This window comes from Blautia sp. MCC283, assembly GCF_018785565.1.
In the GTDB taxonomy this organism is placed as follows: Bacteria; Bacillota; Clostridia; order Lachnospirales; family Lachnospiraceae; genus Blautia_A.
Map to the genome: position 1 here is coordinate 196,765 of NZ_WQQB01000015.1, position 15,201 is coordinate 211,965.

At 45.3% G+C, this 15,201-nt stretch carries 8 protein-coding genes and 1 pseudogene; all 9 read right to left on the reverse strand.

Annotation, left to right across the window (positions count from 1 at the left end; all coding sequences use genetic code 11):
• Positions 1 to 8: 8 nt before the first annotated feature.
• Positions 9 to 2,264, reverse strand: coding sequence for a beta-glucosidase (locus GPK81_RS05185; protein WP_119208810.1), 2,256 nt, complete (start codon positions 2,262 to 2,264; stop codon positions 9 to 11).
• A gap of 23 nt (positions 2,265 to 2,287) precedes the next feature.
• Entirely contained in the window at positions 2,288 to 3,664 is a 1,377-nt protein-coding gene (locus tag GPK81_RS05190; protein ID WP_055267533.1) for an MFS transporter, read from the reverse strand.
• Between the two features lie 103 nt (positions 3,665 to 3,767).
• A complete protein-coding gene (locus GPK81_RS05195) occupies positions 3,768 to 4,580 on the reverse strand; it encodes an SGNH/GDSL hydrolase family protein (protein ID WP_082426248.1) in 813 nt (270 codons plus the stop codon).
• A 109-nt stretch (positions 4,581 to 4,689) separates the two neighbouring features.
• Positions 4,690 to 7,320, reverse strand: a complete 2,631-nt coding sequence (locus GPK81_RS05200; protein ID WP_215706649.1) for an alpha-L-rhamnosidase — start codon at positions 7,318 to 7,320, stop codon at positions 4,690 to 4,692.
• An 18-nt stretch (positions 7,321 to 7,338) separates the two neighbouring features.
• Positions 7,339 to 8,007, reverse strand: coding sequence for an MFS transporter (locus GPK81_RS05205; RefSeq protein ID WP_215706678.1), 669 nt, complete (start codon positions 8,005 to 8,007; stop codon positions 7,339 to 7,341).
• Positions 7,962 to 8,582 (reverse strand): annotated as a pseudogene (locus GPK81_RS05210) (MFS transporter); the annotation flags it as partial. The gene GPK81_RS05205 and the pseudogene GPK81_RS05210, both read right to left, overlap by 46 nt.
• A gap of 111 nt (positions 8,583 to 8,693) precedes the next feature.
• Positions 8,694 to 11,489, reverse strand: a complete 2,796-nt coding sequence (locus tag GPK81_RS05215) for an alpha-L-rhamnosidase (protein ID WP_215706651.1) — start codon at positions 11,487 to 11,489, stop codon at positions 8,694 to 8,696.
• A gap of 24 nt (positions 11,490 to 11,513) precedes the next feature.
• Positions 11,514 to 12,866 (reverse strand): MFS transporter, encoded by a 1,353-nt coding sequence (locus tag GPK81_RS05220; protein WP_173717353.1) that lies wholly within the window; start codon positions 12,864 to 12,866, stop codon positions 11,514 to 11,516.
• Positions 12,867 to 12,919: 53 nt separating this feature from the next.
• Complete coding sequence (locus GPK81_RS05225) at positions 12,920 to 15,184, reverse strand: glycoside hydrolase family 3 C-terminal domain-containing protein (RefSeq protein ID WP_215706652.1); 2,265 nt, start codon at positions 15,182 to 15,184, stop codon at positions 12,920 to 12,922.
• Positions 15,185 to 15,201: the final 17 nt, after the last annotated feature.

Here is a 15,201-nt window from a genome sequence, read left to right on the forward strand (position 1 = left end):
CAATTATCCTATTGTGCAAGTAAGCAATTCAACTGACCGATCAGCTGTTCCACCTGTTCTCCCGGCATCTGTCCCAGCAGAAATTTCAGCGGCATTTCCCGGATAACTTGCTCTCCCAGCTTCTTGTATTCGTCACTCATACCTTCTGCTGATGCGGCTGCTGCTGCCAATGGAGCCAGCAGTTCCGTAATAACGGGAGCGGTTTTCGTATGATCCAATAATTCTCCGAACGTTGTTGTGAAATCTACGCAAAGGGGCAGTTCTTTCTGTGTTTCAAATATAATATCAGCATGTAATCGGACGTCATCAGAAGCATGGCCGATCAGGATCCGATATGTTCCGGATGGCGCATACCAGTCCCCGAGACGTTCTTCATAATAGGAAAGATCCCTCGCCGAAATTTCCATCGACACCGTTTTTTCCTCTCCTGGCAGGAGATGAACTTTGGCAAATCCTTTCAATTCCTTGACCGGTCTCTCCGATATGCCGCACAGGTCAGCCACGTACAGCTGTACGACTTCTTTTCCTTCTGTCTTTCCTGTATTTTTCACCTTGAAGGAGACCGTCAGGATATCCTCATCCGTCATTTGAGCCGATGACAAATTCAAGTCCCCATAAGCAAATTCCGTGTAAGACAGCCCATGTCCGAATGCATACCGCACCGGAACCTTCTTTGTATCATAATAGCGGTACCCGACAAAGATATCCTCACCATATAACACCCGCTTTCCATTTCCTGGGAAATGAAGGTAGCTCGGATTATCTTCCAGCCGGTACGGGAATGTCTCCGCCAGCCTGCCGGACGGATTCGCTTCTCCGTATAACAGCCGGTCACAGGCTTCGCCAACGCCCTGACCTCCGAGATACATTTCAAGGATCGCGCTTACTTTATCAGCCCAGGGCAGTTCTACCGGGCTTCCATTGTGGAGTACAACTACAACATTAGGCTGTACTTTCAACACTTCTTCGATCAGACGGTCCTGGCATTGGGGCAACTTCATAGATGTTCTGTCATACCCTTCCGACTCAAATATCTCAGGCAGACCGGCAAAGATCACCGCGACGTCTGCTTCTGCAGCAGTCCGAAGCGCTTTTTCTAGCTCTTGTTCCGTCATCGCGTCATTTTCCATAGAAAATCCTTTTGCATAAGTCACGCTACGCCCTTTTTCTCCGGCAGCATCTAATGCCGAAACAACCATGAACGGATTGATATGGCTGGAGCCGCCGCCCTGATACCGCGGCTTTTCGGCAAATTCCCCTATATAGGCAACCTTTCTGTCTGTATTCAACGGAAGTATACCGTTATTTTCTAGCAGGACCGCACATTCCGTCTCAATATCCGCTGCTTTTTTATGATCTGTTTCCTTATCAGATATAATTTCCGGACAATGCTGCTCTTCACCGGCAAATACAACATTCAATACCCGCTCCACCGCTTCATCCAGCACAGCTTCGTCCAGTCTTCCCTCCTGTACTGCTTTCACAATCTGTCTGTCATTGTATCCTCCGGAATAAGGCATCTCCAGATCCAGTCCGGCCTGCAGTCCTTTCACACGGTTATTTACAGCGCCCCAGTCACTGACGACGCAGCCTTTGTATCCCCATTCTTTTCTCAGGATATCTGTCAGAAGATATCTGTTTTCCGAAGCATATTCTCCATTTATTTTGTTGTAGCTACACATGACGGTTCTTGGAGCTGATTCTTTCACCGCTTCCTCAAACGCAGGCAGATAGATTTCCCTGAGCGCACGTTCTGACACCTCGGAAGATATCGTCATACGGAGTGTTTCCTGGTTATTCAGTGCGAAGTGCTTAATGCTTGTCCCCACGCCCTGACTCTGTACTCCGCGGATATATGCCGATGCCATCCTACCTGCCAGATATGGATCCTCCGACAGATACTCAAAGTTCCGCCCGCATAACGGGCTCCTTTTAATATTCACCGCCGGGCCAAGCAGCATGCTTACATTCTCGGCCTGACACTCCGCTCCCAGCGTCTCTCCCATCCGTTCCATCAGGTCAACATCGAAGCTGGAGGCTGTTGCACAGGCTGCTGGGAAACAAACGGCCTTCACACTTTCATTCAATCCCAGATGATCCGTTTCCCCTTCCTGCTTTCTCAGTCCGTGAGGGCCGTCCACCATCATAACTGACGGAATGTTCAGTCGTTTGATTTCTTTCGTATGCCAGTTATCAGCGCCCGAGCAGAGACTTGCCTTCTCTTCCAGCGTCATTTTTGAAATCAGTTCCTTTATTCTGTCCATCGCAAAAGTCCTCCATTCTTTTCTTAATACTGATTGATCATCTGTGACTCTGCCTCTTCACGGCTAATCTCACCATTGTTGCATTTTGCCATCAGCTGGACATCATGGTCATTAAGCTTGTAAAGGCGAAGCATAAGCAGAGTGCAAATACCCCCGATAATGCTGCCAAGACAGCTGAATGTCCATAATTTATCGGCAAATCCTGCCGCCTGAACAACGCCTTCTCCTTCCCGGAAGCCGATTAAAGTTAACGCAAACACACTGACTGCTGTTGCGATCGCTCCATTTAATTTTGTAAAAAATGTCTGCGCTGCAAACGTTACACCACGCATTTTTAATCCTGTCTTGTACTGTCCATACTCGTAGCAGTCCGGCGTAAACTGATACTGCAGTATAACTGCTATTCCCAGCGGAATTCCTCCTAAGGCATTTAAAGTCACATACACCGTCATATTCTCATACCCGGCCATGAATCTTACAATTCCCAGAAGTAAAGCGAAAACATATGAAATATAGAAGACTTTAAATTTGTCATATTTCTTGCATAATTCTACTGCCATAACCGCACCGATTAAGGTCGGAATAATCACCGTCATCGAAACATATGAGGCAGCTTCTTCACCGCCAAGGCAGTACCGGGCAACATATAAGCCCCAATTTGCACCAACATTAAGCAGGCTGCTGATGAGCGGAGCCGCAAAGAAAATCAATAAATATTTGTTCTTTCGCAGACATTCTGCCATATCGCGCAACGTATAACTATCTTCTGCCCCTTCGTCCAGTGCTCTTTCTTTTTCAATTACTCTCTCCTTTGCGAACAGACAGATTGGAATCATCATAACAACTGACAAAAGAGATAACACAATTACTGTTGTCGCCCAGCCGCCTAACCGCTGCCGTACCAACGGCAGGACAATTCCTGTAACAATACCTGAAAAAATAACAAACATCCTTCCTATACTGTTTAGTGAAATACGTTCCTTCTGGTCCGTTGTCATCGTGGTGACAATACCAAAAATCGGCACATCACAAAGGGTATAGGCTGTATCCCATAACATATAAGCAAGTGTTGCCCATATGATTTTAGCCATCATGGGAATCCCGGTAGGTATTGTAAAAAGAAGAATGGTCGCCACCGGAATCGCTATGACAGATATTTGAAGCCACGGCAGGAATTTCCCTTTCTTAAAATTTACCTTATCCATGATCATACCGAAGATCGGATCGTTGATGGCATCCCACACTTTCGTGATCAGCGCCACGATTGCAACCAATGCTGCCGTTATGCCGATATCTGTAAAATATGTAGTCATATATCCTATCAGTCCATAGAATACATTCTGTCCCATAAAATACAAACCATAACTGATTTTTTCTCTTTTTGTAACTGCATTTTCCATTTCGTTATCCGTCCTTTCATTGTTTGATTCAATTATAAATAATCCCAAAGGGCAAATCACCAACGATATATAAGCGGTTTACCGACGAAACTTAATATAATAATCATCTTTCTAAAAATTGATATAAGTATTCTTCCATCTTAGGCGTCCACCATTCCAGATATCCTGCCTGCGTCGGATGAACCGGATCTGCCATATAAACTTCATATTCTTTTTCAGAAACGTCATTCATCTCCTCGTCATTCCAAAGGTCGATCACGCCTATTCCATATTTATCCTGAAGCTCAAATAATACATCTACCATCTGCTGATACTGTTTACTGTCATATTTTGTTCCAGTATAAAAGATCACGGGACAATTCCATGTCTGCTTTGCATATACAGTGATATATTCCATTGCTCCTGTTATCGTCTGTGTATCAAAATCTTCCAAATTTTCTGAACGGCTGAGTTCTCCTATCGGCATTTCCTTCGACGCGTCATTCGTGGAAAGCTGGCAGACAAATGCATCGAATTTCTCATCTGTACCGATATTATTTTTCATCCTCTGGATATAAGACGTCTTTCCGTTATCTACTAAAGTAGTGCCGCTGACGGCTTCTTTTACATACTCACAGCCATTTCTGTAAGAGATATAATCTGCAAAAGAAACATCCATTGAGTACAGACCTAATGTTACAGATGATCCAAGGTAGCAGATGCGCTTCCCTCCAAGAGGGCTGTTTTCTAACGGTTCTATATTTTCCAGACTGTATTTTTCTGCGTTTCCTGGCATTTTTTTCAGTTTGTTCTTCCAAACAAAATCAAACGGTCCACCACCGCCTGCCGCCCCTACTAAATATGCCAGACCTAGACCCACAGCCAGAATCAAAATTAAAACGACACTTAAGGTAATCTTCAATATTTTCTTTTTCATAATCCTAAACTCCTCGTATTATTTTCAACTTTCGTATTAAGAAAAACTGACCGTCTGCTTTTGCCGGTCAGTTCTCACAAATACTGTCATTTTATTTTCTTTGATACTTTTATTCAAACTGATATATTCCGCTCCCCACCTCATACAATCTGCCATCCGGCAGTTTTACAGTGGCAGTTGTGTTACAGGGAATCTCCACTTTCAATTTAAATTTCCCCTCTTCCATACTCCACTCTGCCCCTACTTTACCGTACTCACTCATATAGGTCCGTTTTGCACTTGTAAACGCATTATTCGTCTCCGGCGCAATCACAATCTTCTTAAATCCGGAAGCAGCCATATCAATGCCGCTTATCTTCCGGAACATCCAGTCGTCCACGCATCCAAAGGCATAATGGTTCAGGCTTGTCATAACCGGAGACCCGTCCTCCTTGTAAGAAATGTAATTTTCCCAGATTGTTGTCGCTCCCTGCTTCACCTCATAAAGCCATGACGGGCACTTTGTCTGGAGCAGGATTTTATATGCCTTGTCCATCCTGCCGATCTTACAGAGTGCATCCAGCAGATACGGTGTCGTCAGGAATCCTGTATCCAGACAATCCCCGTTTTCTTCTATCTTGCGGATCAAATGTCCAGCGATACTTTTTTTCTTCCTTTCAGGAGCAAGATCAAATGCGATTGCCAGCACATAACTGCCCATAAAATCAAGAGGCATCTTCCCATCATCATCGATCAGTCCTTTTTGAATGGCAGATTTCATTCTGGACGCAATGTCATCATAGTATAATTCGTCTGATGTATGCCCGAGGAGTGCTGCTGTATCTGCCATGATCCGACAGGAATTCCATCCAAAGATTGGCGCGCAGTATACAGAAGTATTGATAGGTTTTGCAGCGCTTTGGTCTGCTCCGTCTACTGTCTGGCTCGGTATGAGCCACTCCCCGTACTGATGTCCTGTATTCCACAGATACTGGTCAATTTCTTTTGGATGTTTCATCTTGCCTCTACGCTTCTTTGCAGTGTTGATGATATAGTCGCACCACTTTTTCATTGTGTCATACTGCTCTCTCAGTATCCTGATATTTCCTGTAAGCTGATACATGCTCCACGGTACGATACAAGCGGCATCTCCCCATCCCGCTTCTCCCACCGGTTCAAAATTGCGGTATACGATCCGATTCAGTTTCTCCAGTAATTCATAGATTCCGGTAAGGGGGATCACATTGGGAATCGCTCCGTTTTTCTGCTGGCTGCAGGTCATATTACGCAGCCATCTTGTCAGAAAAGGGGTTACATTTTCGTTGAGCATGGCTGTTCTTGCATAAATCTGGATATCTCCGGTCCATCCGCCTTTTTCTCTCTGCGGACAGTCCGTGGGGATTGAGAACAGATTCGACCGCTGAGACCATCTTGTATTTTCGTAAAGCCGGTTTATATCTTCGTTGGACGTCTCAAAAGTTCCCAGATCCTCATTGTCAGAAGACAGGACAATCGCTGTGAAATCCTCCGGACTCACCGGCTGATCGCATGTCACTCTCACATAGCGGAAACCGTGATATGTAAAATGCGGTATATATTCTGTAAATTTCCCGTTTGAAATATAAATATCGCTTTGTTTGTGTCCTGTTTTCTCTGACATGAAAATATTATTGAAATAGTTTCCATATTGATCCAGAGTTTCAAAATGATCTAATACCATTTTTGTTCCGGCAGGCAGTTTCGCTTTTACGCGCAGAACCCCCGCCAGATTCTGCCCGAAGTCAATGATCGTCTCGTCTTTCGGGCTGACTGTCATTCCGACTGCCGGTACTTCCTTTACCGGGCGCACCGGTTCCCCGTACTGAGCTACCAGGTTCGCGTAAGATTTTCCGCATGGGATACCTGCTTTCCAGCTGCTGTCATCGAATCCGCAGCAGTTCCAGTTTTCCTGTTCCATCCGTGCGTCATAGAGTTCGCCTGCAAACAAATCGGAAGACCGGACCGGACTTTCCGAAACCTTCACAGCATCATCGGACAGAACAATTTCACTCGTTCCGTCTTCATAATCAATCTTTATCTGAAATAACACAGAATGTTCGGCTTTAAACTTCCTGCTTCTCGGTTTAAAGTTCGCACTGTCATACCAGCCGTCCCCCACTAACATTCCTATGACATTTCTTCCCTCTCTCAAGAATGGAGTCACATCATAAGTCTGGTAACACAGATATTTAGAATAGACGGTAAATTCCGGAGCAAACTCTCTGTCGTCCGGACGTATTCCGTTCACGCTGAGCTGATATGCTCCGTGGCATGTGGCATAGACGCGTGCCCGTTTTATACCGTCTCGTGCGTCAAATTCTTTGCGGAAATATTCTGCCGGATTCTGCCCGCCGGTTCCAGGTTTTACCTTTTTCATCGGGAACGGAGATTTCACCCACTCGGCCGTCCATTCTTTCTTCATAAATCCCGTCTCAAAGGATGAGGATGCCGCCGCCTTTTCTCCGTTATTAACCGTCACTTTCACTGTCCAGCTATAGTCACTGAGACTTTTCAATGGTTTCCCGTTGTACTCTACAAAAGTGCTTTTATCACTTTCTATCACCCCGGAATCCCACACTACTTCTCCCAGACTTGTCACTGTAATATGATAGGATGTCTGCATCACATTCTTTTTGTCACTGATGATCACCCATGAAAAATAAGGTACTTCGTCCACGCATGGTCTGTATTGACTGTTTACCTTAAGTCTTGTAAGCTCCATAGCAACCTCCCTGCCGGATTAGTTATTCCTGTTGATTTTAGCGTCCATCTCTATTACTGCTTTCTGATCCAGCGTATACTGTGTGCCAAAGATAAGCAACCCTAATATTCCAAATATCAGCGGCAGGATCAATGCGCACAGGATAATGCCTGTATTGATACTCTCAGGTTGGACAGATGCGCCGGTAACAAATCCATATGCTGCGATCACATACCCTGGAATTGCTCCTCCCAGCCCCTGCGCGACCTTACTGACAAAGGATGTGAGTGAAGCGATGGCTGCTTCCGCCCGTTTACCCGTTTTATACTGTACATAAGTGGTATTGTCCGCCTGTATGCTGGTATTGACCGGAACCATCCATCCTCCTGCCACGCCTCCGATAAGAGCGCTGATATATATTAAAATCATAGACGTCACACCCAGCAGTCGAAGCAGGTTAAGCGCTGTCGATATTATGACCGCGGTCAGGTAAACTTTCTTTTTCCCAAACCGATTGGCAAGATATGGTCCCATCACAATTCCAACCAGTGATGCAATTAAGCCAATAACAGAAACTCCCGACATCAGTTTCATATCCCCTAAAACATATGTATAAAAATATGCTCCTGCTCCGCCAGCTATTGAACTTCCTGTCCCTACTATTAAAGTAGCTGCAAACGCTGCCCATATAGGCTTGTATCTCGAAATTGAAGCATCTCTTTTAAACTGTACTTTTCCTCATTATTTTCCCTGAACTCCACACGTTCTTTAACACTGAGTGCACCTGAGATGGAAAGAACGAGCGTCAGAGCCATAGATCCGAAGATTAATACATAATAACTTTCCAGTTTTCCATCTGCTACTATAACAGGTCCTAATACTCCAATCACCGCTCCTCCAATCATCGATCCTAATGCGTTGAAAAGAGACAGGCTGTTTCTTTCTTTATCATCTGTAGTCATAACCGGAAGAAGACTGTTTTTGGAGATGTCCATGATATCAAAGGTCCATCCCAACAGCAAATAGGTAACATAAACGATCACATATTTTCCTACAGGACTCCAGACAGCGCCAAACCACAGCAGAATATAGTTTATGACACAGATAATGGTTCCCAGAATCAGCATAGGGCGAAATTTTCCCATTTTTGTTACGGGAAATCTATCCAGAATAAAGCCCATGACAGGATCGCTGATTCCATCCATTACCTTAGAGATTAAAAACAAGGTCGCAAGCGCCTTGGGATCCAGTCCCACCACAGTTGTGTAATAGATCATAAAATATACGGATAAAAGGTGTCATAAGCGGTATGTTTCCTGCACATACCATCAACATCCCTATTTTTTCAGATAATTTTACTTTCTGATTTTCTTTCTTCATCTCTCTGCTCCTTATTAGAAGTTTGCCAGTGCAATATCCAGCATCTGTGCTTCCTCTGGTTTGATTTCTCCTGCGAATGTTTTCGCGACATCTCTAAGCGAAAGTCCATATGCAATATCCGGAATCATATCCACTTCCATCATTTGAGAAAGAAACGCGCGAATATCCGGATGGTTCAGCAGTTCTTCCATTGTCGAATCTATGCTGTATTTCCTCTTCAAAGGCTGTGACGCCTCATAAGCGACTTCATATTCTCCGGCTTTCACACGGCAAATTCCGTTTTCTACATCTTCAAACAGTGGGTTTTCTTTATCTTCATATACAGATTCCGGCGCAAGTGGAAGAACCACTTCTGCCCTTCCGCCAAACGGAACTGTAACAGTGACAGTGATTTTATTATCCCCTAATATCTCCCAACCGCACTGATAGCATCCGCATGCTGAATCATAAACCGCTTTTACATATCCCAGTCCGCGATTCACTTTCGGGCTGATCCGCATCACCCGGCCTCCCGGACTCTGTTCCGTCACATCAATCCCGGCCGCATGGCAGAAGATCCATTCCAGTACGGCGCCATATGAATAATGATTCAGGCTGTTCATTCCCGTGCTGGAGACATGGCCGTTCTCATCCAGTGAATTCCAACGCTCCCACACGGTCGTTGCCCCCAGCTTCACTTCATAAAGCCAACCCGGATATTCTTCGTTCAAAAGCAGCCGGTACGCCGCATCCGTCATCCCGTGGTCTGTCAGCACGTTGCACAGAAGCGGCGTACCCACAAACCCGGTATTCAGTTTATTTTTGTTGTCCCGGAGGAGTTTTTTCATCATCTGCTTTGTCAGTTCTTCATTTTCAGACAGATGATACTTCAGCGCAAGGATAAGCCCTGTCTGCGTCTTCACCGCACATCTTCCTGTGGAAGTAAAATATTCTTCTTTCACTGCCCGCCACTGACGGTCTGCGATTTCCTGATATTCCTGTCTCGTTTCTTCCAGTCCAAGCACGTCCGCCGCCTTTGCGACTGTCTGGGCGCTTGCCGCATAGTAGATATCCGCGATATATGCTTCATCGGTCGCCCCGTACACACTGTTCGCGGCAGCGCCTGTACGGTCGAGAGCCAGCCAGTCTCCATAATGGAAGATCTGTCTCCATCCGTGCTGATCTCCGTCAATCCTGCGAATATAATCAACCCATGCCTTCATGCTCTCAATCTGGCTTTCCAGGATTGTTTTGTCCCCGCTGAACAGATATACGTTCCACGGAATGATACACGCAGCGTCTCCCCATGCGCAGGAACATTTTGTCGGTCCGAATGTGGGGACAATCTCCGGAACCATTCCGTCCGCCAGAAGCTGTTCCTGATACATGTCATATAAATATTTCCGGTAAAACGCGTAGGTATCAGCCAGATAGCTTGCAGTCGCAGAAAATACCTGTGTATCCCCTGTCCAGCCCATTCTCTCATCTCTTTGCGGGCAGTCTGTAGGCACATCCAGGAAGTTTCCTTTCATCCCCCATTCGATATTGGAGATCAATTTGTTCACAAGATCATTCCCTGTCTCGATTGCCCCGATGCTCTCATAATCGCTGTAAAGAACAAGCGCCGTGAAATCCTCACATGAAAGATCCCTAATCCCGGTCACTTTCACATATCGATAGCCATAGTATGTAAAATGAGGCGTAATCACCTTTTCTGTACCATCAGAAACATAAATGTACTCCGAAAGTGCAGTTCTTAAATTCTCGTTATAGAAACATCCGTCCTGAAGCACCTCTCCCGTCTGAATCCTGATAGTTGTCCCCGCCGGCTCATGTACACGCAGTCGGAAGATCCCTGCGATCTCCTGCCCCAGATCAAATACATCTTCTCCAGCAGGCGTATGGATCAGTTCTGCCGGCTTCATCTCCTCCTGTACCTTAACCGGAAGAGATAACCGTTCCATAAGCCGGCCTTTCGGAACCTTTGCGATCCGCGCAGGAGACTCCTCTACCGGTGGCAGCGTATCATCTCTTCTCTCACCGTCATAGATATTGGAAAACCACAAATTGCTTCTTGTAACTGACCAGGTTTCATCAGAACTGATTACATCTTTCGTTCCGTCTTTGTACTCTATGTGAATCTCCGCAATCAGCTTCCACTCGTCACCGTAATATGCTTCCCGCTCCGGATCATTGAAACCGAACCTGCCTTTATACCAGCCGTTTCCGAGAAGAACAGACAGCACACCGCCTTGTTCTGCCTGTTTCGTGATGTCATACGTCTGATACTGGATCCACTGGTCATAATTATTGCAGTACGGAGTCAGATACTCATCACCGATTTTCTCCGGATTTTCTTTATTTTCCCCGAGAAAATATGCCTCATACAATCCCAGGCCGCAAATGTACAGTCTTGCGCTTTTCACTTCTTTTGCCGGACGAATTCTCTTTGAGAAAATCGGATGCCGTTCCTGACTGCTGTCACAGGTAATCCATCTTCCAGTCCATGGTTCATCCATTTTGGCAGTCTCAAAAAACTGTACATCTGATTCGATTACTTCCTCTACATCTGTTGTCACAATGACCTTCCAGTAATATCTTGTATACGGCTGTATTTCAAATTCTACTCTTGTAGAGAGGCTGTCCAACTCTGTTTCACCTGTATCGTAACAGATATCTGTAAAGGTTTTGTTCTTGCTGATTACAATCCTTGCATATTTCTGTTCCTGTCCTCTGCATCCTTTCACTTTCCATGAAAATACCAACGGTTTCAGATAAAACCCTAAAGGGTTTGTGATATGATTTGTTTTTGCTGCATAAATCTTTCCCATGCTGATACTCCTTCTCTATCATTCTTATTCACTTATACCCGCTTTTGACCGTTTCTCCCTCATCAGACATATCTGCTCATTCAATTTTTCCTTGGTAATAGGATAACCTTTTGAGAAGATCACAATGGCCACCACATTTACGATTGCCGGCAATATTAGCACACAGAGGACGATCATATTAATCACATCGTCATTCTGTACTGCCGCCTTACTGTCAAATCCTGCTAACTGCAGCAGATACCCCGGAATCGCACCACCGATTCCCATTGCACACTTGGAGACAAAGCTGGAAAGAGATGCGACAGCACCTTCTGCCCTAATTCCCATAGACACTTCGATATAATCTGTATTATCTGCCTGTATTCCATAATTAAGAGGTGCTGCAAAGCCGGCTCCTATTCCTGCAATCAATACAGAGACAATAAGAAGGGGAATGCTCCTCACATCCAACAGACGGATGATTGGTGTCAGTCCTGCAAGTGCAAGTCCAATCGCATACATTTTCTTCTTTCCAAACCTTCCAATCAGATTACCAATGACCATTGTAGCCGGAAAAACAGTAACACATGTAATAAGCGTAATAATAGACGCCAACGTCAGATCTTCAAAAATATATGTATAAAAGTATGTATTTGCTGCATTCACGATATTGCTTCCAATCGAATATAACAGTACAGCAAGGAATGTAATGTACACCGGCTTCTGACTGAGAATCTTGAATAATTCTTTTACAGAATAGCTGTTCTCCATCTGTGGTTTTACACGTTCTTTTACTCCCATGGTTCCTATAATAGAGAAGAAAAAAATCACTGCTGTCATGATCAGAACAAGATTAATATATCCCTGTTTGTTAGAAGTATCTCCAAGAATAAGTGGAGCTGCCACACCGATTACAAGCGCCCCGATCACGTATGCAAGCCCTTTGATTGAACTTAAGCTGTTCCTTTCTTTCATATCTTCTGTCATAACCGGCAGAAGACTGTTCAGCGAAATATCCATGACTGGGAACAACACACCAAGCAGAATATACGATACATATGCGATTGCCAGTTTCCCCGATGTTGATAACATAGGTCCAAACCAAAGTAGAAGGAAATTGGCGCTACACAGAATTGTTCCCAGAATCAATGTTGGTCGGAAATGTCCCATCTTTCTGGTCGGAAGATGGTCGATCATAAATCCAACTAACGGATCGTTAATGGCATCTAGAAAGCGTGCGATCAGGAACAGTGTCGCACATGCAGCAGGACTCAAGCCGCATATATTGGTATAAAAAATTAGTAAATATCCGTTGATCAGTGTCATAACCGGAATGTTTCCAAAGTTTGCCATTGCAAATGACAGCTTTTCTCTCATTTTTATCTTATCTTGATTCATATTTTATTCTCACTTTCTCTCATTTTTATCTTATCTTGATTCATATTTTATTCTCACTTTCCCTCTTCTGCACACAGAGCATTTAACTCCACGATCATCTGCTCGATCGCTTCGCCCGGAATAACGCTTAAAAATGATTTCAGCGGCATCTGCGCAATAATTTCCGGAGTCACAAGCTGTACCTCCCCATCTTCTTTCTTAGGTTCTTCTCCCTGTGATATTCCCTCAAGATACTCCATCATTTTCCCTGCTGTCTTCGGGTGGTTCATCAATTCCCCCATTGTAGTGGTCATATCCACAGTGAACGGCAGCAGCACATCAGTGGTAAATGTAAGTTCTGCAGCCTCTCTGATCTCATCGCTGGCATGCCCGATCTGGATCTCATATGTACCTGACGGAGTATACCAGTCGTGAATCTTTGTCTCGTAGTAAGCAAAATCTCTCGCGCAAAGCTCCATTGTAACAGTCTTCTTCTCACCCGGATTCAGAAATACTTTCGCAAACCCTTTTAGTTCTTTCACTGCTCTTGGCACTGTACTGTTTTTGCCGCTGACATAGAGCTGAACCACTTCACTTCCTGGTCTCTTTCCTATATTCTCCACATCAATGCTCACCTTCAGAATATCTCCATCTTTCATTTCCGCAGAAGAGAGTTTCATATTGCTGTAGCTGAATTCCGTATATGACAGTCCATGGCCGAATGCCCAGCGCACCGGTACTTTCTTCGCATCATAGTAACGGTATCCGACAAAGATATCTTCTCCATAGAGAACAGTCCTGCCGTCTCCAGGGAAATTCAGGTAACTCGGATTGTCTTCCAGACGATATGGGAACGACTCCGCCAGACGTCCTCCCGGATTTGCCTCCCCAAATAACAACCGGTCGCTGGCCTCCCCAATGCCTTCTCCTCCCAGATACATCTCCAGAATGGCATTTACAGACTCCGCCCATGGAGTTTCTACGGGGCTTCCATTATGAAGAAACACAACCACATTCTTCTGTATCTCTGCCACAGCCTCTATGAGACGGTTCTGGCACTTTGGTAGTTCCATGGAATTTCTGTCATATCCTTCCGACTCAAAACTGTCTGGAAGTCCGGCAAAAATTACAACCGCATCTGCACCTGCTGCTGCTTCACACGCCTGTTTCAGCTCCTCTTCTGTCATCTCGTCACGCTCTGACGAGAAGCCTTTCACGTACTCCACTGCCCTGCCTTTTCTCACCGCAGTTTCCAGAGCCGACACTACGCTGTCCGTATTGATGTGACTCGATCCCCCGCCCTGGTATCGCGGTTTCTTTGCAAATTCCCCGATATAGACTACTTTCTGTTCTTTTTTCAGCGGCAGCACTCCCCTGTTTTCCAGAAGTACGGCACACTCTGTTTCGATATCTGCCGCTGCTTTGTGATCCTTTTCCCTGTCAAATACAGTCTCCGCTTTCCTGTTATCTGTGTAGGAGAAGACTACTTTCAGTATGCGTTCCACCGTTCTGTCAAGAATTTCTTCCTCCAGTTCTCCATTCTCCACTGCCTGAATAATCTTTCTTGTATTATATCCTCCTGATCCCGGCATCTCCAAGTCAAGACCGGCTTTCAGTCCTTTCACCCGGTCATTTACAGCTCCCCAGTCACTGACCACATATCCTTCAAATCCCCACTCATCCCGCAGGATATCTGTCAGAAGTTTCTTATTCTCTGAAGAAAATACTCCGTTGATCTTATTGTAGCTGCACATCACAGTCTTTGGCTGCGCTTTCTTCACCGCCTCCTCAAAAGCCGGCAGATAAATTTCCCGGAAAGCCCGTTCCGATACTTCCGACGATATCTGCATACGGTCTGTTTCCTGATTATTCGCGGCGAAGTGTTTCATACTGGTTCCGATGCCTTTCGACTGTACGCCCCGGATATATGCAGACGCCATCTTTCCTGTCAGATATGGATCTTCGGACATATATTCAAAATTCCTTCCGCAGAGAGGACTGCGTTTGATATTAACTGCAGGGCCGAGGAGCATGCTCACGTTCTCAGCCTGACACTCGTCCCCAAGGATCTGTCCCATACGTTCCATCAGTTCCACGTCAAAGCTGGATGCCGTGGCGCAGGCTGCCGGAAAGCAGACTGCATTCACACTTTTATTCAGGCCGAGATGATCTGCCGTTCCTTCCTGTTTGCGCAGACCGTGCGGGCCGTCTGTCATCATAACGGAAGGAATCCCTAACCTTTCGATCCCCATTGTGTTCCAGAAATCCGCTCCCGAACAAAGTCCTGCCTTTTCCTCCAGTGTCATCTGTCTGATCAATTCTTTCAAGTTTCTGCTCATTATGAAATCCTCCTTAA